Origin of the sequence: Pseudomonas sp. UM16, from assembly GCF_050312595.1 — a bacterium.
Lineage (GTDB): Bacteria > Pseudomonadota > Gammaproteobacteria > Pseudomonadales > Pseudomonadaceae > Aquipseudomonas.
The window spans coordinates 63,586-86,672 of the sequence record NZ_JBNPJT010000010.1; the positions used below are offsets into that span (position 1 = coordinate 63,586).

General features: G+C 60.3%; 20 protein-coding genes, 1 pseudogene and 1 riboswitch. Of the genes and pseudogenes, 8 read left to right on the plus strand and 13 right to left on the minus strand.

All coding sequences use genetic code 11. The features are described 5' to 3' along the window. Positions 1-37 precede the first annotated feature (37 nt). Both ACQRAX_RS13585 and dctM read left to right on the plus strand, forming a co-directional pair. Positions 38-670 (plus strand): TRAP transporter small permease, encoded by a 633-nt coding sequence (locus tag ACQRAX_RS13585; RefSeq protein WP_412038572.1) that lies wholly within the window; start codon positions 38-40, stop codon positions 668-670. Beyond that, positions 667-1,947, plus strand: coding sequence for a C4-dicarboxylate TRAP transporter large permease protein DctM (gene dctM / locus ACQRAX_RS13590; protein WP_412038571.1), 1,281 nt, complete (start codon positions 667-669; stop codon positions 1,945-1,947). Before ACQRAX_RS13585 ends, dctM begins: the two co-directional genes overlap by 4 nt. 47 nt (positions 1,948-1,994) lie before the next feature. Here dctM and ACQRAX_RS13595 read toward each other — a convergent pair whose 3' ends face one another. The 8 genes from ACQRAX_RS13595 to ACQRAX_RS13630 all read right to left on the minus strand — a co-directional run bounded on the left by ACQRAX_RS13595 (position 1,995) and on the right by ACQRAX_RS13630 (position 14,091). Beyond that, entirely contained in the window at positions 1,995-2,687 is a 693-nt protein-coding gene (locus ACQRAX_RS13595) for a sensor histidine kinase (RefSeq protein ID WP_412038570.1), read from the minus strand. Then, complete coding sequence (locus tag ACQRAX_RS13600) at positions 2,684-4,291, minus strand: response regulator (protein WP_412038569.1); 1,608 nt, start codon at positions 4,289-4,291, stop codon at positions 2,684-2,686. The genes ACQRAX_RS13595 and ACQRAX_RS13600 overlap by 4 nt, the downstream gene beginning before the upstream one ends. A 163-nt stretch (positions 4,292-4,454) precedes the next feature. Beyond that, positions 4,455-5,039 carry an MliC family protein gene (locus ACQRAX_RS13605; protein ID WP_412038568.1) on the minus strand — a complete coding sequence of 195 codons (585 nt, stop codon included), beginning with the start codon at positions 5,037-5,039 and terminating at the stop codon, positions 4,455-4,457. 74 nt (positions 5,040-5,113) lie between these two features. Then, a complete protein-coding gene (locus tag ACQRAX_RS13610; protein ID WP_412038567.1) occupies positions 5,114-7,837 on the minus strand; it encodes a LuxR C-terminal-related transcriptional regulator in 2,724 nt (907 codons plus the stop codon). Positions 7,838-8,041: 204 nt separating this feature from the next. Continuing rightward, the gene (locus ACQRAX_RS13615; RefSeq protein WP_412038566.1) at positions 8,042-9,406 is read right to left on the minus strand and encodes a DUF1329 domain-containing protein; all 1,365 of its coding nucleotides are present in this window, start codon (positions 9,404-9,406) and stop codon (positions 8,042-8,044) included. Between the two features lie 27 nt (positions 9,407-9,433). After that, on the minus strand, positions 9,434-11,317 hold the full coding sequence (locus ACQRAX_RS13620; RefSeq protein ID WP_412038565.1) for a DUF1302 domain-containing protein: 1,884 nt from the start codon (positions 11,315-11,317) through the stop codon (positions 9,434-9,436). A 337-nt stretch (positions 11,318-11,654) separates the two neighbouring features. Next, the gene (locus tag ACQRAX_RS13625) at positions 11,655-13,337 is read right to left on the minus strand and encodes a fatty acid--CoA ligase (protein WP_412038564.1); all 1,683 of its coding nucleotides are present in this window, start codon (positions 13,335-13,337) and stop codon (positions 11,655-11,657) included. A 124-nt stretch (positions 13,338-13,461) separates the two neighbouring features. Then, positions 13,462-14,091 carry a LysE family translocator gene (locus ACQRAX_RS13630; RefSeq protein ID WP_412038563.1) on the minus strand — a complete coding sequence of 210 codons (630 nt, stop codon included), beginning with the start codon at positions 14,089-14,091 and terminating at the stop codon, positions 13,462-13,464. Between the two features lie 147 nt (positions 14,092-14,238). Between ACQRAX_RS13630 and ACQRAX_RS13635 the strand changes: the two genes are divergently transcribed. From ACQRAX_RS13635 to ACQRAX_RS13645, 3 genes are all read left to right on the plus strand, one after another. Beyond that, positions 14,239-15,204, plus strand: coding sequence for a 2-hydroxyacid dehydrogenase (locus ACQRAX_RS13635; protein WP_412038562.1), 966 nt, complete (start codon positions 14,239-14,241; stop codon positions 15,202-15,204). Positions 15,205-15,253: 49 nt separating this feature from the next. After that, positions 15,254-16,252: a methyltransferase gene (locus tag ACQRAX_RS13640; RefSeq protein ID WP_412038561.1), complete on the plus strand. Its 999-nt coding sequence runs from the start codon at positions 15,254-15,256 to the stop codon at positions 16,250-16,252. Between the two features lie 39 nt (positions 16,253-16,291). Further along, a riboswitch (yybP-ykoY riboswitch) is annotated at positions 16,292-16,413 on the plus strand. A gap of 86 nt (positions 16,414-16,499) precedes the next feature. Continuing rightward, positions 16,500-17,087, plus strand: coding sequence for a TMEM165/GDT1 family protein (locus tag ACQRAX_RS13645; protein WP_010225776.1), 588 nt, complete (start codon positions 16,500-16,502; stop codon positions 17,085-17,087). A gap of 58 nt (positions 17,088-17,145) precedes the next feature. Here the strand turns inward: ACQRAX_RS13645 and ACQRAX_RS13650 are convergent, their stop codons facing one another. Next, positions 17,146-17,961, minus strand: a complete 816-nt coding sequence (locus ACQRAX_RS13650; RefSeq protein ID WP_412038560.1) for a M48 family metallopeptidase — start codon at positions 17,959-17,961, stop codon at positions 17,146-17,148. Positions 17,962-19,207: 1,246 nt separating this feature from the next. On the opposite strand from ACQRAX_RS13650, the pseudogene ACQRAX_RS13655 reads away from it, so the two are divergent. Both ACQRAX_RS13655 and ACQRAX_RS13660 read left to right on the plus strand, forming a co-directional pair. Beyond that, positions 19,208-19,402 (plus strand): annotated as a pseudogene (locus ACQRAX_RS13655) (HAMP domain-containing protein); the annotation flags it as partial. 111 nt (positions 19,403-19,513) lie between these two features. Further along, entirely contained in the window at positions 19,514-20,257 is a 744-nt protein-coding gene (locus ACQRAX_RS13660; RefSeq protein WP_427867741.1) for a methyl-accepting chemotaxis protein, read from the plus strand. A 67-nt stretch (positions 20,258-20,324) separates the two neighbouring features. Here the strand turns inward: ACQRAX_RS13660 and ACQRAX_RS13665 are convergent, their stop codons facing one another. The 3 genes from ACQRAX_RS13665 to ACQRAX_RS13675 are packed head-to-tail and all read right to left on the minus strand — an operon-like array spanning position 20,325 to position 21,404. Beyond that, positions 20,325-20,948 (minus strand): SOS response-associated peptidase, encoded by a 624-nt coding sequence (locus ACQRAX_RS13665; RefSeq protein ID WP_412038559.1) that lies wholly within the window; start codon positions 20,946-20,948, stop codon positions 20,325-20,327. Positions 20,949-20,961: 13 nt separating this feature from the next. Then, entirely contained in the window at positions 20,962-21,222 is a 261-nt protein-coding gene (locus tag ACQRAX_RS13670; protein WP_412038558.1) for a putative signal transducing protein, read from the minus strand. Next, complete coding sequence (locus tag ACQRAX_RS13675; protein ID WP_412038557.1) at positions 21,222-21,404, minus strand: CPXCG motif-containing cysteine-rich protein; 183 nt, start codon at positions 21,402-21,404, stop codon at positions 21,222-21,224. The genes ACQRAX_RS13670 and ACQRAX_RS13675 overlap by 1 nt, the downstream gene beginning before the upstream one ends. A 121-nt stretch (positions 21,405-21,525) precedes the next feature. Between ACQRAX_RS13675 and ACQRAX_RS13680 the strand changes: the two genes are divergently transcribed. After that, a complete protein-coding gene (locus ACQRAX_RS13680) occupies positions 21,526-22,692 on the plus strand; it encodes a 1-acyl-sn-glycerol-3-phosphate acyltransferase (protein WP_412038556.1) in 1,167 nt (388 codons plus the stop codon). 72 nt (positions 22,693-22,764) lie between these two features. Here the strand turns inward: ACQRAX_RS13680 and ACQRAX_RS13685 are convergent, their stop codons facing one another. Next, positions 22,765-23,025 carry a hypothetical protein gene (locus ACQRAX_RS13685; RefSeq protein ID WP_412038555.1) on the minus strand — a complete coding sequence of 87 codons (261 nt, stop codon included), beginning with the start codon at positions 23,023-23,025 and terminating at the stop codon, positions 22,765-22,767. Positions 23,026-23,087 lie beyond the last annotated feature (62 nt).

Here is a 23,087-nt window from a genome sequence, read left to right on the forward strand (position 1 = left end):
GGCGGCAGTTGTGACCGTCACGCATCGGAGAACGCTCATGAATGCCTTACGGCGTATCTGGGAACATTTCGAGGAGGGCTTTATCGTCTTCCTCCTGGCCGCCATGACCCTGGTGACCTTCGTCTACGTCATCCTCAACAACCTCTACACCCTGTTCTACAGCCTGGCCGAGCGCTGGGTCGGTGCCGCTGACCTGCTAAATAGCATCGGTGACCATGTGATGGACGCCGCCCAGTCAATGACCTGGAGCAACGCGCTAACCAAAGCACTGTTCGGCTGGCTGATCTTTTTTGGCCTCTCCTATGGCGTACGCGTGGCCGGCCATATCGGTGTCGACGCCCTGGTAAAACTGACAAGCAAATCCACCCAACGCCTGCTTGGCCTGCTGGCCTGCCTGTGCTGCCTGGGTTATGCCGGTTTGCTGAGCGTTGCCAGTTTCGAGTGGATACACACGCTGTTCAACGCCGACATCGGTGCCGAAGACCTGGGCCATTTTGGCGTCATGCAGTGGCATGTCGGCCTGATCGTGCCACTGGGCTTTGCCTTGGTGTTCATCCGTTTCGCCGAGATCTTCGTGCGCATTCTCCGGCACCGTCAGACCGGGCTCGGCCTGGCTGACGAGGCCGCTGATGCGCTGAAACTGACCGAACAAGAGGACGAGAAAAAATGACCATCCTCTTCCTGTTCGTCACCCTGTTCGCGCTGATGTTCATTGGTGTGCCCATTGCCATTTCCTTGGGCCTCTCCGGCTCGCTGACCATCATGCTGTTCAGCCAGGATTCGGTGCGCTCGCTGGCCATCAAACTGTTCGAAACCTCGGAACACTACACCCTGCTGGCGATTCCGTTCTTTCTCCTGGCCGGTGCGTTCATGACCACTGGCGGTGTGGCGCGGCGTCTGATCGATTTTGCCAACACCTGCGTCGGGCATATACGTGGCGGCTTGGCGATTGCCGCCGTGCTGGCCTGCGTATTGTTCGCAGCGCTTTCGGGCTCAAGCCCGGCGACAGTGGCGGCCGTTGGATCGATTGCGATTGCCGGCATGGTCCGTTCTGGTTATCCACAGGCCTTCGGCGCCGGCATTATCTGCAACGCCGGTACGTTGGGCATTCTGATCCCGCCATCGATCGTGATGGTGGTGTACGCCGCCGCTACCGAGACTTCGGTGGGTAAGCTGTTCATGGCCGGCGTGGTACCTGGCTTGATGCTGGGCCTGATTCTGATGATCGCCATCTACATCGTCGCGGTGAAGAAGAACCTGCCTGCCCTGCCCCGCGCAACCTTCAAGGAATGGCTGACCGCCGCACGCAAGGCCGTCTGGGGCCTGCTGTTGATGGTGATCATCCTTGGCGGTATTTACAGCGGCATGTTCACCCCGACCGAGGCTGCGGCCGTGGCGGCGGTATACTCCGGCTTCATTGCCCTGTTCGTGTACAAGGACATGACCTTCAAGGAAGCACCCAAGGTGCTGCTGGAGTCGGCCAAGCTGAGCATCATGCTGATGTTCATCATTGCCAACGCCATGCTCTTTGCCCACGTGCTGACCACCGAGCAGTTGCCGCAGCAGATCACCGCCTGGGTAATTGATGCCGGGCTAACACCGGTGACCTTCCTGCTGGTAGTCAACATTGTCTTGCTGATAGCCGGTGCGTTCATGGAGCCGTCGGCGATTATCCTGATTCTGGCGCCGATCCTGTTCCCCATTGCCATGAAGCTGGGTATCGATCCGATTCACTTGGGCATCATTATGGTGGTCAACCTGGAGATCGGCCTGATCACCCCGCCTGTGGGCTTGAACCTGTTCGTCACTTCAGCGGTGACCGGGATGCCACTGACCGCCACAGTGCGCGCAGCGATGCCCTGGTTGACGCTGCTGGTGCTGTTCCTGACCCTCGTCACTTATGTGCCGTGGATTTCGTTGGTATTGCCGAACATGTTGGGGATGTAAGACAACGCCAACGCTCGGCTCTGGTGTGGAGCCGAGCGTTGGCGAAGTTACGGCAAATACAACCTGAACAACCCGCCACCCAACGCACCGCCGTTGGCAATTTCAATGCGCCCCTTGATCCCATTGCGCTCATGCAAGGCGGCAATCCGCGCCGCAAAGTACAAGCCCAATCCGGTACTGCCACTCTGGGCATCAATGCCCTGCACGTAATCCTGTTGACGCTCAAGCATGCGTGCAGGGAAGCCTGGGCCATCGTCATTAATGCTCAGTAGCAGTTGCTCACCTTCGTCGCTGACCGTGATCAGCAAGGTGTGACCGGCGTAGCGAATAGCATTGTTGAGGATGTTGGCAACCACAGAGCTAACCAGTTCGCGGTCAAAAAAACCCAGAGGGCTGGCGGTCTCTATACGCCAGCTGGCGAGGATGTCACGGTGCTGAAGGAGGTTCTGCTGGGCAGCCAGCTGAGCTTCGATGAAGTCATCCAGCTCGTGGTAGTCCGGACACATGGGCAGTTGGTTGACACCCAGTTTGTACAGCCCCAACAACTGCACCAGCATGCCATTGAGGTGGGTAAATTCGTGCTCCATCACCCCTTGTTCGCTGCCGCTGCGCTGGGCTTCGGGCAGACGCGCCAGCCATTGGCCATGGGCTTGGGTCAGGGCCGACAGAGAGTTTTTCATGTCATGTACGGTGGAGGCGATCACCGTGGAGAAATCCAGCCCCTGATTGTCCTGGTTCATGCGCCGAAGGCCCGGATGTGCAGTTTGCGGTAACGGTCGTAGCGACTGTCGCTCTCGGGAATGCCGGCCACACAGGTCAGGCAGGCACGGCATTCATCCATCAACGCCGGTGGCGGCGTTTCACCGCCGATGCGTAACAAGGCCTGGGCGGTGTTCAGCGCGATGCTGATGTTCTTCGGTTGCAGCGTCAGGGCACGGCGGAACAACCCCAGCGCTTCACTGAGCTGCCCGCCCTGATAGCTGCGCACGCCCTGGCGGTTGAGATCGACGGCCTCAGTCACCGCCCCCAGCACCGCCGGGTCGTCGGTCAGACGCGACACGCTTTGCATGACCTTGGGGTCATCGCCGTAGGTTTCCACGCAGTTTTTCAGAATCGAGCTGCCGGCCGATTCCTGGCCGAGCGTCTGCAACTGGCTGGCCACCACCAAAGCGGCTTCCACGGAAAAAAACTGTTCCATTTTATCCAGGCGGGCCATGGCTTGCTCGGTCAACTTGGCGGCGGTTTCGGCGTCGCCAGCTTGTTGCAGGCTGGCGGCTTTCATCAACCTTGCGCGTACCTGCAGGCCCTGGTCCTCGACGTTCTCCTTGGCGACTTCACTGAGCACTGTGTTGATCTCGACCCGGGTGCGCGCATCCAGGCCATTGCCCGCGTTCTTGTTCATCAGCGCCTGAACCAGGCCGAGGTTGCTCTCGGGGTCTTTGTAGCGGGAACTCTGACCTTGGTTGACCGCATGCCGATAGGCCTTGGAAGAGGTGTCAAAGTCGTCGTTATTCAGCGCCAGTTTACCCAGCATCATCTGCCGGCGCACCGCCAGTGGCGACAGCCGCACCGCCTCTTCCAGTACGCCTTGGGCACGCTTGCTTTCGCCCAAGGCAACCAACACTTCGGCGAGCCCGTCATACAGCCCAGGCATCATTGGAAACGCCTTGAGCGCCTGCTCGTACACCCCTTGGGCCTGGGCAAACTGATTGCGTTTGTACAGCAGGCTGCCCAGTGCCGCGTAGGCCCAAGGGGTGGCGCGGCTGGAAATGATGGTAGAAAGGAATTTTTCCAGTTCGTCGTAACGATTAAGGTCGCGCAGGGCATCGGCGCGATAGCGCAAGCACAACGGCGCAAAGCGCGGGTCCTTCTTGCACAGCTCGGCGCAGGCCGCCAGCACTTCGGCCGGACGACCACGGTCCAGGGCTTGCAAGATCGGCTTGAGCAGGGTTTTGCGCTGCACCAGCTTTTCCAGACGCTGGGCCAGACCGATACGGTTGAACGGCTTGGTCAGGTAGGCATCAGGCTCATGTTCCAGGGCGCTGAGGACAATCGCCTGACTGGTTTCAGCAGTCACCATGAGAAACACACTCTCATGGCTGATCAACTTGTCGAGGATCAGGTCTTCGAGCACCTGTTGGCCGTTTTTCTTGCCATCGCCGAGGTGAAAGTCCTGAAGGATGAAGTCATAGCGCTTCTGCGCGCACATGCGCAGGGCCTGCTCACCACTGTCGGCAGTATCGACATCACGCACACCCAACTCGCGCAACATGGAGCGGGCGGAACTGCGGAAATCGGAAAAATCATCAACGATCAGAAAACTTTTTTGGCTGTAGACCTGCATCCACGAAATCCGACATGGCAAATAAGAAAAGATGCACAGACCTCAACAAGCACAGCCTGGCTTCGCGGGTAAACCCAGCGTCGTTGCCTGTCTCTATTCTCTCGGCGGCAACATCGCATTGCCACTATGTCGGCCGCACGCAGCATTTGCTTGAGTCGCTATCTCACTGCACCGCCTGGCAACTCAGCTCAGCACCGAACCATTTCACCTTGGCCTCTCCCTGGTGCTCCCAGAATTCGACACCTTCGGCGCCATACTTGCTGCCACTGGCCGCAGGTTGAGCCATGGCGATGGCCTGGTCATCGCCATAAGTGAGCACCACCGCTTGCGGTTCCAGCTGGTTGTAGAACACTGCGGTGAACGGTTTGCTGCTGTCATCACAATCAAATTCAACCGCTGCTGGCACTTGCACAGCGCCTGACTGAATTTGCAGTTTGACCATGCGCAGCTGGTATTGCTCAAGAATGCAGGCATCGACATCGCTGGCTTTCCAGCACTCATCGCGGCCCTTGATCCAGCCACGTTGCGTGGCCTTGAGCTGCTTTTGCGTATCGCTATCAGCTTGCCCGAGCGCGCGTTTGTACAAGTCGGCGAGGTCGCGGTCGAGTTTGCTCAGTTGTGGGCTCTGGCACACTTTTAGCGCTATGCCCTCGGCGTTGTCACAGGAAAACGACGGCCCCTGCGCCGCCAGCGCAGCAGTTGTGGATAACAGGCCGGTCGCCAGCACTAGGGTGCGTGCACGGAACATGGACAATGCCTCCAGCGGAAAATACCTGCCAGAGAGTACAGCAGAAATTCACCCCTTCGCCGCAAATCCGCTGCTCAGGCCAGCAACCCCAGGGCCTTGGCCCGAGCGACTGCCTGGGTTCTGCGCTCAACGCCCAGCTTGCTGTTGATATGGCTGGCGTGGGTCTTGACCGTATGCAGCGAGATAAACAGCCGCTCACTGATTTCCTGATTGGAGCAACCCTGGGCGATCAACTCCAGCACGGCCTTCTCCCGGGTACTCAAGGTTTCACTGCCAGGGCTGGCAACGTCGACACTTTCGCTGGCAGGCAACAGCGCCAGCAGGCTGGCTTGAATCGGGCTGGGGGGCTGCGCCAACAATTGTTCGCGCAGCCACGCCGGGTGATCCTCCAGCAATCGCTGGAACGGTTGCAGGGCACCGCCGCGTGCGGCCTCCAGGCTCAACTTCAATAGATCACGGGCCTGCACCGGGTTGTTGTTGCTCAGCAGCAAGCCTGTCCATTGGCACAGGGCGATGACACAGAGCAACTGACCGCCACTGGCCTGACCCCGCTCCACCAACGTTTGCAGGCGCTGTCCGGCCTGCTCCAGGCGCCCTTGGGTACGTTCGAGCAAGGCCTGTTGCAATTCGATATGCAGCGGCAGCAAGGGATGGAACTCCGGTGCCGCAGCCGCCTTCTTGCCGCCGTAGGTCTGGCCCAGACGTAACAGCCAGGACTCGGCGAGGTCAGTCCGCCCCTGCGCCAGCCAAAGCTCACATTTGACCAGGGTAATCATCGCCAGGTAGAAAACCGGCGGCACATCCCAGATGTGCATCAGGCGTTCGGCCTCGGCCAACTCGCTGAAGGCCTCGGTAAAACGCCCTTCGCGGCCATCCAGCGCAGCGATTACGCAATGGCCGATCAGCACGCTAATGTCGCGACACGCCCGCGCCTCGACCAGGCCGGCGCGCAGACGACTGCGCCCAGCTTCCGGTTGCAGGCGCGTGGCCAGCAGATAGCCCTCATACAACGTCAGGCGCGCACGCGCCGCGTACAACCGTTGTGCCGACAGCCCCTGCAAACGCTGCAAACCCTGGCGCACTTCTTCCAGGGCGCGCAGCACCTCGCCGCGGGCATGCAGCACGCGTGCACGGTCGTAATGTGCCAAGGCTTCAAACAGGGGATTGCCAACCCGCTGCGCCAACTCCAGCGCCTCGCGGTTCCAGTTGCGCGCACGCGGGAAGTCGGCGTCGGCAATGGCCAGGTTGGACAGGGTCGACAAACACACCAGGCGCTGGCCATATCGCTTTTGCGGCAGGCTGCGCAGCGCTTCGCCACAGCACGCCAGGGTACGCTCGCGATCGCCGCGACCACGGGCAATCACCCCACTCAAGGCCAGCCATTGCGCCAGCATGGACTTTTGCGCAGTTGCCGATGGCGCGGGGAGGAAATGGCTCAAGTGACTGGCCAGCTCTTCGGCGGCGTCAAGTTGACCGGCCAGGCCCAAGGCCCAGCTGTACAGCACAATCAGGCGCGGGGTGCTGATCAGCAGGCTATCGGGCAGGTCCATTTTCCAGCGCAGCAACATGCCGACGTTCTGCTCGGCCAGCAGTTGCTCTTCAGAAAGGTTTTGCACCAGGTTGGCGGCAACATCCAAATGCCCGGCGCGCAACGCCTGCTCCACCGCTTCATCGAGCAAGCCTTGGCCATGGAACCAGCGACAGGCGCGCAGGTGCAGGCTCGACAGCGGCAAACTGGGCTGACGACTGCGTAACAAGTCGGAAAACAGATGGTGATAGCGATACCAGCGCCCGTTCTCGTCCAGCGGCACCAGAAAGACTTGATGCGCCTGCAGGTAACGGATGATTTCGCCACTGTCGTGGCTTTCACGCAGGGCATCGCATAATTCGCTGCAGAAACGCTCCTGACAGGCCGTGTCATTGAGGAAGGCCTGGACCTCGGCCGGGAGGATGTCGATCACTTCTTCGAGCAAGTAGTCGCGAATCAGCCCTTCGCCACCATGCAATGCCTGCGGCAATGCACTGTCACCCCCCGATTCACTGGCGGCCAGCTGCCAGAAGCGCAGCCCGGCAATCCAGCCGTCACTGCGCTGAATCAGGTTGTCCAGGGCCTGGCCGCGCAAGCCGGTTGATTGCTGGCCCAACACTGCCAACGACTCGTCCGGGGTCAGGCGCAAGTCCTGCTCGTTGAGTTCGAGCAATTGTCGCGACAGGCGCAGGCGCGCCAGGTGCCAGTCCGGACGCAGGCGGCTGGTAACCAGCAGCACCAAGCCTGGCGGCAAGTGGTTGAGGAAGAACTGCAGGCAGCGATCGAGTACCGGTCCCTGTGCCAGGTGGTAGTCATCGAGCACCAGCAACAACGGATTGTGTGGCTGCAGATGACGAGCCAACTCATCAAGCAGGCCGTCGAGCCATTCTTCGAAAGCAAAGGGCTGATGGCGCTGGCGCATTTTCAGCAGGCCCAAGGCCTGATTGCCCAGCGCCGGGCAATACTGCTGCAAGCCCTCGAGCAAGCGCTCGAGAAAACGCCCCGGATCATTGTCGCGTCGGCTCAAGCCCAGCCACAGGCTGCTCCAGTGATTGGGCAGGCCCTGGCAGAACTCCACCGCCAGCGAACTCTTGCCAAAACCTGCTGGCGCGTTGACCAGCAACAAGCGCCCGCCCAGCCCCGATTGCAGCCGTTGACACAAACGCGCCCGCGGCACGTGCCCTTCAGGCAGTGGCGGACGATAGAAGCGTCCTTCCAGGACGTTCATGGCCTGGCTGGCGAACCCTTGCGTACGGGACAGATCAGTCATGGCCGGCTCGTTTTAGTTAGGGAATCTTCGGCAGTACGGATCAGGGCAGACTAGCGGTTAAAAACTCACATTTGAAGATGATTGCTGCGTTTTGCCGAAAAAAGACTACAACAAAAAGCGACAATTCCGACTTCTGTGGGCTGCGCAAACAGAAACGCCCCGGCAAGCCGGGGCGTTCTGGGAGATCACACGGAGGTTTGACGCTTAGCGCACACCTTCCTGGCGAAGCGCTGCGGGCTGGAAGTCGCTGACGCTAGCCGAGAATCCGAAGTCGTAAGCCTTCTTCTCCTCGTTCTTCATGCCCAGTGCCAGATAGCGACCCGACTGCAGGTCGTAAATGGCTTCCAGGGTGTACCACGGCACCTGGACGTTGTAGTAGTCCTGGGAGTGGGCCTCGGAAACGCGCCACAGTTGATTGCGACCGTCGTACTGGTCGATCACTGCCGCTTGCCAGGTGTCTTCGTCGATGTAGAAATCACGCTTGGCATAGATATGACGTTGACCCGGCTTCAGGGTCGCCACCACGTGCCAGACGCGGCGCAGCTCATAGCGGCTCAAGTCCTGGTTGATGTGCCCGGCCTTGATGATGTCAGCATACTTGAGCTTCGGATCGTCGAGCTTGTAGCTGTTGGAGGCAATGTACATCTCTTTCTTGCCTTCCAGCTTCCAGTCGTAGCGATCCGGGGCGCCGTTGTACATGTCCAGGTTGTCGGAAGTACGCAGGCCATCGGCAGCAGTACCCGGACCATCGTAGGACACCTGTGGCGCCTGGCGCACGCGGCGCTGACCGGCGTTGTAGACCCAGGCCTTGCGCGGTTCCTTGACCTGATCGAGGGTCTCATGGACCAGCAGTACGGTACCGGCCAGACGCGCCGGCGCGGTCACTTTCTGCTTGAAGTAGAACAACACGTTGCCGGGGTTGGCCGGATCGTACCCCTTGACCTTGTCACGGAAGACGAACTGGTCCTGGAAATACACCAGGCTGTAGGAGCCATTGGTTTGTGGCGTGGCCTGAGTTACCAGGCGGGTCACGCTGCCGCCGCGATAGCGGGTGATGTGGTTCCAGATGACTTCGACGCCACTCTTGGGAATCGGAAACGGTATCGCGGTATCGAAGTTTTCCAGGCCGTTGCCACCGCCGACCAGCTTGGTACTGGTGGCGTTTTTCTTGATCGCGGCAAACACGGCGTCAGGCACGGTAGCGCCGCGGTGGGTCGGATACACCGGAAGCTTGTAACTGTCCGGGTAACGTTTGAGCATCGCGATCTGACCTGGGGACAGCTTGTCCTTGTACTGGTCAACGTTCTGCGCGGTGATGGTGTACAGCGGCTTTTCGCCTGCATAGGGGTCGGCCAGGAAGCCTTTGGCGTCAACCGCGCCGGCATTCGTCGCCAGCGGCTTCCAGGCACTGATCGAACCGTCAGCGTTACCGGCCTTTTCCGCGCCCATCGGCGTCAGGCTGGAGCCGAGCTTGGCCGCTTCGTCAGCAGACACCGCCGCCATGACGCTGGTGGCCAGCAGCGACAGGCCCAATACACCGGCTTGCAGCAGATTCTTGGTTATTTTCATATTCATACTCATCCTGAATCCGTGTTCTTAGAAGTTCACGCCGAAGCTGAGGGCGATGAAGTCGCGGTCATCCACGGTGGTGTACTTACCATCGAAGAAGTTGGTGTACGACAGGCTGGTGGTGTAGGTGTTCTGGTACTCGGCGTCCAGGCCCAGGCTAACCGCCTTGCGCCCTTCCTCGAAGTTGCCACCAGGGCCTGGGGAGTAACCGGAAACGTCATGCGACCAGGCCACGTTAGGCTTGAGGTTGACCCCGGCAAACACGTCGTTGTAGTCCCAGATGGCGCGAGCGCGGTAGCCCCAGGAGGTGCTGGTGGTGAAGCCATCGTTTTCACACTTGCGCGAGGCGTTGGCGGACGAGGCATTGTTGCCAGCACCGGTGATGGTCCGTCCGTTGAGGAACTCACAGGTATTGGCCGGGCCGGTAGGCTCCAGCGGTCCTGGGCCGTAGACCGGGTCGCGGCCATAACGCATCTTGTGTGCGCTCTCCAGGCCACCGACGTGGGTCACGCCGACTTCACCGACCACGGTCAGGCGGCTGGCACCCATCACTTGGTCGAAGAAGTGCGTGAAGGTTGTCTGCAGCTGGGTGATTTCCTTACGGGTATAACCGTGCATGTCCTGGCCTGGCACGCCCTTGAGCAGCGACGCGTTGCCCAGCCCCGGGATCGGTGTAACCCCGGCGTAGAGGATGTCGGTGGTATTGAGCTGCACCGGCGCGTTAGGACGGTAGCTGAGTTCACCACTCCACGCCGTACCGGTAGGCAAGGTGGTGGAGAAGCTCAAGCCGTACAAGCGGATGTCTTCAGGGTATTCGACGAAGTACTTCGAATTACCGGCGACAATGATCGGCGCTAAAGGTGCCAGCGCGGGTGGCAGGTTGCCGAGGCCGGCATAGACCGACGGATCAGCGCCGGTGGCACTGAAAATCGGCGCACGGCTGTGGTAGTTCATGAAGTAGGCGCCGAATTCGGTATCCAGCGGCTCGAACATGTAGCGCATGGCTACGCCGAACTGACCACTGTCACGCGCATCGCGATCCGGGCCACGGGCAACCTTCACGCCTTCTTGGTTGATGTCGACCCCCTGGCTGGCCAGGAAGCCCAGCGCTTGTGGCGGCAGGCTGCGGCTGCTGTTGAGCAAACGCAAGTTGTCGGTACAACCGTCGGCGATGACGTCCGGCTGTGAGAAGAACGTGCCGCAGTTGTCGACGACGGTCTGGTCCCATTCGATCTGGTAGAAGGCCTCGGCCGAGAGGTTATCGGTCAGGCTCTGCGACACATAGAACATGTTGACCGGGATCAGGCCTTCCTTGATCTCGGCACCCGGGCGGCGGAACGCGGCCACGTCGATCGGGTTGATCGAGTTGATGCCACCGCCGATGAAGGTACTTTCACCCCAGCTCACTACCTGCTTGCCCAGGCGCACCGAGCCTGGTTGATCGGCAATATCGTAGTTGTGATAGACGAAGGCATCGAGAATCTGCCCACCGGAAGACTTGGCGCCTTCTTTGCGGTTGGAGTCGCTGATGTCTTTGAACTCGCGGTGTTCATCCTTGAGCTCGAAGTCGTACCAGTACTTGCCCCGCACGAACACACCAGTGTCGCCGTACTTGAGCTCCAGGTCATGGATACCCTTGAAGATTTTCGAGAAAGTCTCACCGCGCTTGAAGTTCAGGTGGCCGTCATCGGAGGTCTGCGACAGACCTTTACCGCCGTTGTTGACGCCGATCAGGTTCTCGTTCGGCTTGGCTGTAGACCAACTGGCCCCCACGGACAGCGACGAGTCAAACGAGCCTTCGATTTCACCGATGTTGAAACTGACGCCGAATGCAGGACCGGCGAGCGTAGAAGCGAGGCTGACGGCCAACGGCAGTTTCGCCCGGCGCCAGAACAGATTTGCTGATGTCATCGACGCTACTCCATGTACTTTCTTTATTTTTATGGCAGTGAGTCCTTTGCAGAAACGCCTTGTTCGACGGGTGTGAGCGCACCTGAATCGTCGAACAAGTGGCCAGGCACAAATTTGTGCAGCCCCCCATTCCTGAAAACCCCCTGACCCGACTATAGCCAGCAGGTAGTGGTGCTAGATCCCTCTAAAGTGTGATTTGCATCGCTGACCTTGTGCCGCGGTTTCTTCACCGGCCGCCGCACTGGCAGCGGCAAGAATGGCTGAAAAATGACATTTGACAAGGTGAATGTGTGTCTAGCCTGCGGGTCACACCCAATTGGGTACGACCCGCATAGCTTCACAAGGTCGAGAGAAACGTACTGTTACTGGTCTGCCACTGCGCGATATCCAGGCGCATACGCTTCTTGTCGAGCTTGCCGACACTGGTCTTGGGAATTTCAGTAACAAGGGCTATCTGACTGGGAATCGCCCACTTGTTAATGTGCCCCAACTCGACGAAAGGCTTGAGATGTTCCTTCAGCGCCTTGGCATCGATCGCCTGATTCTCATGCACCACCAGCAGGGCAAACGGCCGCTCGCCCCACTGCGGATCGGCGACGCCAACCACGGCCACTTCACGCACCGCCGGGTGACGGCTGATCAGGTCTTCAAGCTCCAGCGAGGAAATCCACTCGCCGCCGGTCTTGATCACATCCTTGATGCGGTCGCGGATATCGATCACACCCATGCTGTCGAGGGTGGCAACGTCGCCGGTGTGTAACCAGCCCCCCTGCCAGAGTTCGGCGCCTTTCTCAGGCTCACGGAAATATCCCATGGTCAGCCATGGTGCGCGCAGCACCAGCTCCCCTTGGGTTTCGCCATCGGCTGGGAGGAAATTGCCGTCGCCATCGACAATCGCAGGTTCCACCAAGGGCACCGGCACCCCGGCCTTGATCCGGTAGGTGATGCATTCGTCTTCGCTGCCGGCCAGCAATTCGTCATTGAGGTGAGCACAAGACACCAACGGGCAGGTTTCCGACATGCCATAAGCCGCCGTCAGCTGAATGCCGTGGGCCTTGGCCGCCTCGTACAGGGCGCGGTTCAGCGAACTGCCGCCGATAATGATCTTCCAACCACCGAAATCCTGGGTTTGCGCACCTTTGGCGTTGAGCAGCATTTGCAGGATGGTCGGCACACAGTGCGAGAAGGTGACCTTCTCCTTGCGCCACAGCTCGCAGAGCATTTCCGGCTCATAGCGCCCGGGATAGACCTGCTTGACCCCGAGCATGGTCGCCACGTACGGGATGCCCCAGGCATGTACGTGGAACATCGGGGTGATCGGCATGTACACATCGTTACTGCCCAGCAGCCGCACACTGTCGATGCTGCCGGTCACCGAGGCCGCGGCCAGGGTGTGCAACACCAGTTGCCGATGAGTGAAATACACTCCTTTGGGGTTACCGGTGGTACCTGTGGTGTAGAACGTGGTGGCGACCGAGTTTTCGTCAAAATCAGGAAAGTCGTAGACCGGGCTGGCGGCGGCCAACAATTGCTCGTACTCACCCAGCAGATTCGGCAGCTCGGCGGTCTTGGACTCAGCGTCGGTGAGCAACAGGGTTTTCTCTACTGTGGTCAGTTGCCCGGCGATGGCTTGGTAGAGCGCGACAAACTCGCTGTTGACCAGCACAAAGCGGTCTTCAGCGTGGTTCATGGTGTAGAGAATCTGTTCCGGCGACAGGCGCACGTTGATGGTGTGCACCACCGCCCCGATCATCGGGATGGCAAACATGCACTCCAGGTAACGGTGGCTGTCCCAATCCATCACGGCGACCGTGTCACCGGCCTTCACCCCCGCTTCGGTCAATACGTTGGCCAGGCGTGCGATGCGCTCGTTGAGGGTCAGGTAGCTGTAGCGCAACTGATCGCGGTATACGATTTCGCGGGTTTTTTCGTAGCGGCTGCCCGACAACAGCAAGCGCTTGATCAACAGCGGAAACTGATAAGCGCCCTCGGCGGGAGCAATGACACGGGTTTGCAACATAGGAGTCCCTTTTCTAGAGTGCACGAGCTAGGCAAAACATAGCTCACTCTAGAACGCCACCACGCCGGTCAAATCAGCCAAAGGAATGATTTGACCGGGGCAAATGACTAGAGGCAAATAGCCATCAATGCATTTCAGTGAAGGCAATCTTCACACCTAGGGCGATCAGCACCGCGCCCATGGTGCGATCGAACCAGTGGCCCATACGGGCGAATCCGGCGCGCACCCGTTGCTGGCTGAACAGCATGGCGACCAAGCAGAACCATAAGCCGGTTGCAACGGCCAGGTACACCCCGTAACCGGCCTGGATGGCCAGGGGTGTATGCGGATTGATCACCACGGTGAACAGCGACAAGAAGAACAACGTAGCCTTGGGGTTCAGACCATTGGTCATGAAGCCGGCAACAAAGGCCGCGCGTGGTGTGCGCTCGACGGTCGACGCCTGCACGGCATCGCTGCCTGGCGCAGCTGGGCCAGCGCGTAGCGCCTTAAAGCCGATATAGAGCAAATAAGCCGCTGCCAGCCATTTCAGCGCATTGAACAGCACAATCGACTGCGACACGATCAGGCCGATGCCGAGCAGCGAATAGCCGACATGCAGGAAAATCGCCATGCCAACGCCAAAAGCGGTCCAGGTACCGGCGCGTCGACCATGGGTCACGCTTTCGCGTACCACCACAGCAAAATCCGGACCGGGGCTGGCGACCGCCAGCAGGTGAATCAGGGCAACAGTAAGAAATTCAGCCCAATACATGGGGGCTCCTTGCGGTAGTGGGTGAACACGAAGAAAACGTACATTACGCCCTCGACACACCATGTAACAACCTGTAGCCGCTGCTTGTGAAGTGCCGAACCGAGCCTTTACGATGGTCCCACGCCCCCGTACTCGACAGGATCTGACATGCCCACCCTTCGTCGCGCCGTATTTCTCGACCATGCCTCACTGGACCTGGGTGACCTCGACCTGAGTGGCCTGCGTGACAGTTTCGACGAACTGCAACTGTACCCGAGCACGACCGCCGAAGACGTCAGCGAACGTTTGCACGGCGCCACCGTCGCGATCAGCAACAAGGTCATGCTCGATGCCAAGACCCTGGCAGCCAACCCGCAGCTCCAACTGATCCTGGTGGCCGCCACCGGTACCAACAACGTCGACCTGCAGGCGGCGCGGGCCCAAGGCATCGTGGTCAGCAACTGCCAGGGCTATGGCACACCGTCAGTCGCTCAGCACACCCTGGCTTTGCTGCTGGCGCTGGCCACACGCCTGCCGGACTATCAGCACGCCGTCGCGGCCGGGAAGTGGGCGCAGGCCAAGCAATTCTGCCTGCTGGACTTTCCCATCGTCGAACTGGAGGGCAAATCCCTCGGCATGCTCGGCCATGGTGAACTGGGCGGCGCCGTGGCGCGCCTGGCGGAGGCCTTTGGCATGCGTGTACTGCTGGGGCAACTACCTGGACGCCCACTCCGTGAAGACCGTTTACCCCTGGATGAGTTGCTGCCTCAGGTCGACGCCCTGACCTTGCACTGCCCCCTCAACGAACACACGCGCAACTTGATCGGTGCCGAAGAACTGGCCCTGCTCAAGCCGGGCGCCTTCGTCATCAATACTGCCCGTGGCGGCCTGATCAACGAACAAGCCCTGGCCGACACCCTGCGCGCGGGTCATCTGGGCGGCGCGGCGACCGATGTGCTGAGTGTCGAGCCTCCGGTCAACGGCAACCCATTGTTGGCCGACGATATCCCGCGCCTGATCATCACCCCGCACAGTGCCTGGGGCGCGGTTGAATCACGCCAGCGTATCGTCGAACAACTGCGCGAGAACGCCGCAGCGTTTTTTGCCGGCAGCCCGCGCCGACAGGTCGGCTAAGCCGCGCCCGGCTCTGCTAAACTGCGCCACTTTTTCAGGAGCCCCATCCATGGACCCGCGCAGTGAAGTGTTGCTTCGTCAGGCCGAGCTTTTCCAGGGCTCGCTATTGCTCGCCGGCTTGCCCGCTGATGACTTGCTCGGCAAGCTGCCGGCCGCCCATGGCTGGAGCTGGCATGCCGGCGATCAGGCGGGGATCGAGGCGCGCTTTGCCGGACGCAGCCATTTCGGCGTGGAGGCGCCCGCCCAGGGCTTCGACGCCGCCGTGCTGTTCCTGCCCAAGTCCCGCGACCTGGCCAACTACTTGCTCAATGCCCTGGCCTCGCGACTGGCCGGACGAATGCTGTATCTGGTCGGCGAAAAGCGTGGTGGGATCGAAGGCGCGGCGAAACAGCTGCATGCCTTTGGCAAGCCACGCAAGCTCGACAGCGCCCGCCACTGCCAGCTGTGGCAAGTCACCGTGGAGCACGCGCCCGAAGCCAAGTCATTGGAAAGCCTGGCCGAGCGCTTTGAGTTGCCCCTGGCTGACGGGCCGCTGCAGATTGTCACCTTGCCGGGGGTGTTCAGCCACGGTCGCCTGGACCGCGGCACGGCCCTGCTGCTCGAGCACCTGGATCATCTGCCGGTCGGCCAGGTCCTCGACTTCGGCTGCGGTGCGGGTGTGCTCGGTGCCACCATCAAGCGTCGCTACCCGCAAAGCCAGGTCACCCTGCTGGATGTCGATGCTTTCGCCGTGGCCAGCAGTCGCCTGACCTTGGCGGCCAATGCCTTGCAGGGCGAGGTGATTGCCGGCGATGGCATTGATGCCGCACCGCGTGGCCTGGACGTGATTCTGAGCAATCCGCCGTTCCACACCGGCGTCCATACCAATTACCAGGCCTCGGAAACTTTGCTGAAAAAATCAGCCGAACATCTGAAAAAAGGCGGCGAACTTCGCCTGGTTGCCAACAGCTTCCTGCGCTACCAACCGCTGATCGAAGGCGCCCTGGGCAACTGCCAGGTACGTGCCGAAGGACAAGGCTTCAAGATCTATCAGGCAACACACGGTTAACAATCAACGCTTGCCGAAACGGATTTGCCTAGGCAGAATCCGCTCCGTCCTAGGGGAGTAGTCTCCCGCGAGCACCCCGCTCGCCCGGCACGCGTCAACATACTTGGTCCACAGACCATGGCGCGTGCGACCCACGGTCCGCACAGACGGACCCAGGGTTTGACAAGACCTATGACACGCACACCTTACCCGGGGCGGGAAGGCTGTACGTGTCATAGCCGTGTCGACCCGCCCCGTAGGAATCCTGATGCTGGAATCATTGCTCGTCCCGACTGCGATCGTGGCCCTCGCCGAAATTGGCGACAAAACCCAACTGCTCGCACTCATCCTCGCTGCGCGCTTTCGCAAGCCCTGGCCAATCATCGCCGGCATCATTGCTGCAACGTTGGCCAACCATGCTGCTGCCGGCGCTGTCGGCGCCTGGGTCAGCACCTTTTTCTCCGCCGCTACCCTGCACTGGATCCTCGCTGCCAGCTTTGCTGCCACGGCCCTGTGGACACTGATTCCAGACAAGATGGATGATGACGAAGCCAGCACCGCGCGGCGCTTCGGTCCGTTCCTGACCACTTTGATTGCGTTCTTCATCGCCGAAATCGGCGATAAGACCCAAGTCGCCACCGTGATGCTGGCGGCGCAGTATCCGCACCTGATCATGGTCATTATCGGCACCACCCTGGGCATGCTGATTGCCAACGTGCCGGTGGTATTGGCGGGCAATTTTGCCGCCGAGAAATTGCCATTGACCCTGATTCGCCGCTTGGCCTCAGCAGCGTTCTTTGTACTGGCCGCTGTGGCGGTGTATTCGGCAATGCAGGTCAGTGGCTGGATAGGCTGAATGCCCCTGTAAAAGCCGGCATTACCGGCGATGGGCCGCAAAGCGGCCCACCTCCAAGTTACTTCTTGGCCTGTTCGTACAACGGCATCACCTTCGGAATCGCCGCCTGCAACGAAGCCTGGCGGCTGGCCGACGCCGGGTGAGTGCTCATGAACTCCGGCTGCGAACCACCTGAAGCTTGAGCCATCTTGTCCCACAAGCTGATCGCGGCATTAGGGTTGTATCCGGCACGCGCGGCCAGCTCCAGGCCGATCAAGTCCGCTTCGTTCTCATTGGAGCGGCTGTTGGGTAAGGTCATGCTGTACTGCACCACGGTGTCGGCAATCGCCAGGCTGTCCTGCCCCAGGCCAAGCAAGGCTCCCGCGCCTTGGCGGGCCATTTGCACGCCGTAGGCCTTGGACATGGCTTCCCGGCCATGTTCACGCAAGGCGTGAGCGATTTCATGGCCCATGACCGCAGCGATTTCATCGTCGGTCAGCTTGAGCTTATCGATCAGGCCGGTATAGAAGAAGATCTTGCCGCCAGGGCCGCAGTTGGCGTTGAGCTCGTCGCTCTTGATCAGGTTGACCTCCCAGTTCCACTGCGCTGCATCCGGGCGGAACTTCGGCGCCTGGGCAATCAAGCGGTCGGCGATCGCCTTCACGCGCTTGGCGTCGGTACTGGTTTTGTCCAACACGCCTTTGCTCGACGCTTCACCCAGGGTCTGTTGATAAGACTGCGCATACATCTGGTTGACCTCATCGGTCGACAGCATACTGAACATATACTGTTTACGCTCGACACCCACGGCGCCGCCGCTGGTGGTGTTCACTGCCTGGCATCCAGCAAGCAGTACGCTGGCGCTCAGGGCGCCGACAACAAATGACTTACGCATGAAAACACTCCATTCGAACATGCCGCGTATCCTAGGCCGACTCGATTGAGCCCGCCATATCCCAAGCAAAGAATTCTCCAGACGGCACTCATGCTTTGCCCGGCGTAGGCCGATAAGCCAAGGCAGACGTACTTTCTTGCGCTTGGAGCCCTTCATGAAGTTCAGGTCGATCCAGTTTTCCGTCGCCGCACTGGCCGGTGCCATTGTCTTGAGCATTGTTGCCGCTCTGGTGCTATATGCCGTGTACGCCGGTCAGCGCACCCAGGAGTTGGTGCAAACCCGCACCCAAGCGCAATTCGAGGCGCTGATCGAACAACGTTTGACCGCCCTGGCGCGCACGCAAGTCAGTGAAATCCAGCGCGGCCTGGAAGCACCGTTGCTGATCGCCCGTGGCCTGGCCACCAGCAACGCTATGCTGGGCATGCAGGACGCCAGCGGCAATGCGCTGCTCAAGATCGAGCGCGAACAACTGATCGCCCTGCTCAAACAGACTGCCGTAACCAATCCGTTGATTCTCGGTACCTACCTGGGCTGGGAAGCCAACGCTCTGGACCATGACGACAGCCGTTTCGTCGGCACCTCCATCGTTGGTATCGACAGCGCCAATGGCCGCTTCCTGCCCTGGTGGTTCCGTAACGAAGACGGCAGCCTGGGCCTGGACAAGCTCGCCGATGTCGACGATCAGACCATCCTCGCCACTGGCGTGCGCGCCAGTGAGTACTATCTGTGCTCGCGAGACTCGAAGAAGGCCTGCGTGATTGACCCGGCGCCTTATAAAGTCGGTGACAAAATGGTGATGCTCGCCTCGTTCGTTGAACCGATCCTCATCGATGGCCAGTTTCAAGGAATTGCCGGCGCCGACCTGTCGGTGAACTTCATTCAAGAGCTGCTTAATACCGCAGACCGACAGCTCTACGAGGGCGCTGGCGAACTGGCCTTGGTGTCTGGCAACGGTCGCTTGGTGGCCTTTACCAAGGACCCGAGCAAGTTCGGTGAAAAAGCCAGTGACGCCCTCGACGCCAGCGTCGCAGCCACTTTGAGCCAGCTCAGTGGCGAAAACCTACGCTACGAAGTCAATCAGGATGCCGGACGCATCGAGCTGTATCTGCCGTTCAAGATTGGTAATACCGACGCCCGCTGGACGCTGCTGCTGGAACTGCCACTAAGCGCGGTGATGGCTGACGTCACCAAGCTGCAGGACGAACTCAGCGCGCAACGCAGCACCGACCTCACCGGCATGACCTTGATGGGCCTGGGCATCGCTGCCCTTGGCCTGCTGGTGATCTGGCTGCTGGCGCATGGTATTGCCCGTCCACTGCGCCAGATGGTGGCCATGCTTGACGACATCGCCCAGGGTGAAGGTGACCTGACGCGCCGCCTGAGCAGCGACCGCGCCGACGAACTGGGCTCGATCGCCAAAGGCTTCAATACCTTCCTGGCCAAACTGCAGGCCATGATCACTCAGGTAGTGACCTCGGTGCAGAAAGTCAGCGACTCCTCAGAGCACACCGCAGATATCGCCATCCGCACCAACCAGGGCGTGCACAAGCAAATGGCCGAGATCGACCTGGTGGCCACCGCGGTGCACGAAATGACCGCTACCGCCCAGGACGTGGCGCGCAATGCCACCCATGCTGCCCAGGCGGCCAGCAACGCCGACCAGGCTGCCCACCAGGGCCTGCAGATTGTACGCAGCACCTCGAATTCAATCAGTGCCTTGGCCGAAGAGATTGGTCGTGCTGTCGGCGTGGTGCAGACCCTGGCCCGCGACAGCGAAAACATCAACGCGATCCTCACGGCGATTCGCGCCATTGCCGAGCAGACCAACCTGCTGGCACTCAACGCGGCCATCGAAGCGGCGCGCGCCGGCGAACAGGGCCGCGGCTTTGCCGTGGTGGCCGACGAGGTGCGTAACCTGGCACAAAAGACGCAGCAAGCCACCGAAGAAATCCAGCAGATGATTCAGCAATTGCAGCAAGGTACCCGCGATGTAGTGCGGGTCATGGAAGACAGCCAAGGCAAGACCGATGACAGCGTGCAGCAGGCTGCGCGCGCCGCACAGGCACTGGAAAGCATCACCCAGGCGGTTTCGGTGATCAATGACATGAACACCCAGATCGCCAGCGCTGCGGAAGAACAGAGTGCGGTGGCTGAAGACATCAACCGCAACGTCATCAATATTGGCCAGGTGGCCAATGAAGTGGCCGGTGGTGCCGATGAGTCGAGCAACGCCAGCGCCGAGCTGACCAAGCTGGCTGAACAGCAACGGCGCTTGATCAATCAGTTCAGGGTTTGACTAAGCTGCAAGCTTCAAGAAGCGCTGCCCAATCGCTTTTCAGCTTGCAGCTCATAGCTCGCCGGCCTCAGGCCGGCGTAAGACACTCCGGCCCATTGAGCTTCGGATCATTGACCATATTGGCCAGCACCCGCTCACGCAACGGCGCCTGGGCACTGGCCAGCAACTCATACAGTCGTGCTGGTGGCGTCTCTGGGTCCAGCCAGGCCGCCTGCCCGGCCGCATCCAGTATCAGCGGTCGACGCTGGTTCATCGCCGCTTGGGTGACCACTGCGGTGCTCAACCAAACCTGATCCTGCACCGGATACGCCTCCCAGATCGCAGCAAAAAACAGCGAAGAACCCTCTCCTGGCGTCAACCAGTAGGGGCGCTTGCGCTGGGTTCCGCGCCATTCGTAAAAACCATTGGCCGGCATCAGGCAACGGCGCTGGCGAAAAGCCTCACGAAACATCGGCTGTTCGGCCAGGGTTTCAGCACGGGCATGGGCCGGGGTGCGCGACAGGTCGGTCAACCATGCCGGGGTCAGCCCCCAACGGGCACGGGCCAACTCCAACTGGCCGTCTTCAAGGCGGCGCTGGATCAGTACCGAAGCACCGGGGGAAATATTCCATTGCGCCTGCTGGTCAGTCGGGAACCCCGGCAATGCAGCAAAGGCGGGAGACCAGCGAAACAGCGCGTAACGTCCACACATGAGGGATTGAGACCTAGCAAATCAGGGTGCCCGGAACGTGCTCCGGTTCGTCGCCAGCCAGTGGCTGGGCGGTATTGTACGCAGCGATCAGCTGTCGTGCGTACTCGGCCTGTTCATCGGCAACCGCCAGGCCCAACAGGCCCTGCATCGGCAGATCACCGATAGCACCCATTAGGTCGCGGCCAACCAGATGAACCTTGACCCCTTCGCTGTCGAGCATTCCGATCAGCATTTCGGCTTCCAACAGGCTTTCTGGGTCGTAGATTCGCTGCATCAGTCATTCTCACCGTAAACATCAAGCATCCATTCGTCACCATGCACCTGAAGTACAAACCTGATGGGTTTGCAGCACACCTGGCAATCCTCGATGTACTCCTGGTCACCACCAGACAGGTCCACCGTTGTTTCAACTTCTTCACCGCAATAAGGGCAATCGTAAGTTGCAGCTTCGAGCATCGCGGCCTCCACAGTGACTTGTGCGTATAATTGCCGGTCTATTTACAGGACCTGCGCGTGTTCGAGCCGTTTTTCGAACCCCGGCCCTACCTATTACCCTAGCCGTTTCCAACAAGAGAGCATGATGGGCGAATTCGATGCCATCCGACCGTACGACGACGCTGAGGTCCCTGCCGTTCTGGCACGCCTGCTCAGCGACCCGGCATTCCTCGATATCCTCACCCACTTCCGCTTCCCGCGCATGGCCGGAGCACTCGGCTGGATGCTCAAGCCCCTGATCGCCCGCCGCCTGCGCAAGGAGTTTGCCGGAGTCAGTTGCGTTTCGACCCTGCAGGACAAGGTCGAGTACTACGTCGACCATACCATCGAGCGGGCTACCGACGGCGTCACCTACACCGGCGTCGAACTGCTCAAGTCCGGCACGGCCTACCTGTTCCTGGCCAACCACCGCGACATCGTCATGGACCCGGCGTTCGTCAATTACGCGGTGTACCACGCCGGGCTGCCGACGCCTCGAATCGCCATCGGTGACAACCTGCTGCAAAAGCCGTTCGTCAGCGACATGATGCGCCTGAACAAGAGTTTCATCGTCCATCGCTCGATCACCGGGCGCCGGGAAAAGCTCGCGGCCTATCAGCTGCTCTCGGCCTATATCAACCATTCGATCCGCAACGACGGTCAGTCGATCTGGATCGCCCAAGCCGAAGGCCGGGCCAAGGATGGCGACGATCGCACCGATTCGGCAATCCTGAAAATGTTCCACATGAGCCGCAAGGACGAGCCGTTTGGTGCAGTAATTCAGTCGCTGAACCTGAGCCCGGTGTCGATCAGTTACGAATATGACCCCTGCGACCAGGCCAAGGCCCGCGAGCTGTATATCCGTGCCACTACCGGTAGCTACAGTAAGGCGCCGGGTGAGGATGACCTGAGCATCGCCCAGGGCATCACAGGCTATAAGGGACGTGTGCACATCAACTTTGCCCCACCCGTGACGGCGTTCTTTGAGGACACCAAGCAATTGGCGGCGGAAATTGATCGGCAGATTCTTGCCGGCTACCGGTTATTCCCGGTGCATTACCTGGCGTATGCGCAGTGGGCTGACGCTGATCCGGCACTGGAGGTGCCGACGGCGGCCAAGCTGTTCCCGGCCGATGAATTGGCCCGCGCCCAGACCGAATGGCAGCGTCGCCTGGATGCCTGCCCGGCCGAACAGCGGCCATATCTGGTGCAGCAATATGCGACGCCGGTGCGTAATCAGTACCGGGTCAAGGCAGGCTTGGCGCTTTAAGTCACCTATCGCCAGCCAGGCCAGCGCCTACAACGCTTGTAGGAGCCGGCCTGGCCGGCGATGAGGCGCTGGTTACACCCAGGTACTGAACCAGGACAGCAGCAAGGCCAACGCCAGGAAGGCAAAGCCCAGAATGTAGTAAAAACGGTTAATGCGCAGGGTCATGCCATCGGCCACCGCCTCATCGCTTGGCGCCCCCGCCAGTGCTTGCGCCTGACGACGCCGGGCACTGTGCAGCAGCAAGCCGCCAGGGCAGGTAATCAGCAGTGCCAGCACGTTGATCAGCTTGGCAGGGTGGGCAGCGATCAGCCCCCAAAGCATTTGCAGCGACATTCCAGTACCTCGAAGTCAGACATCGGCGGGCATTCTACCCAAGCCCGTTCTCAAGTCCTGCG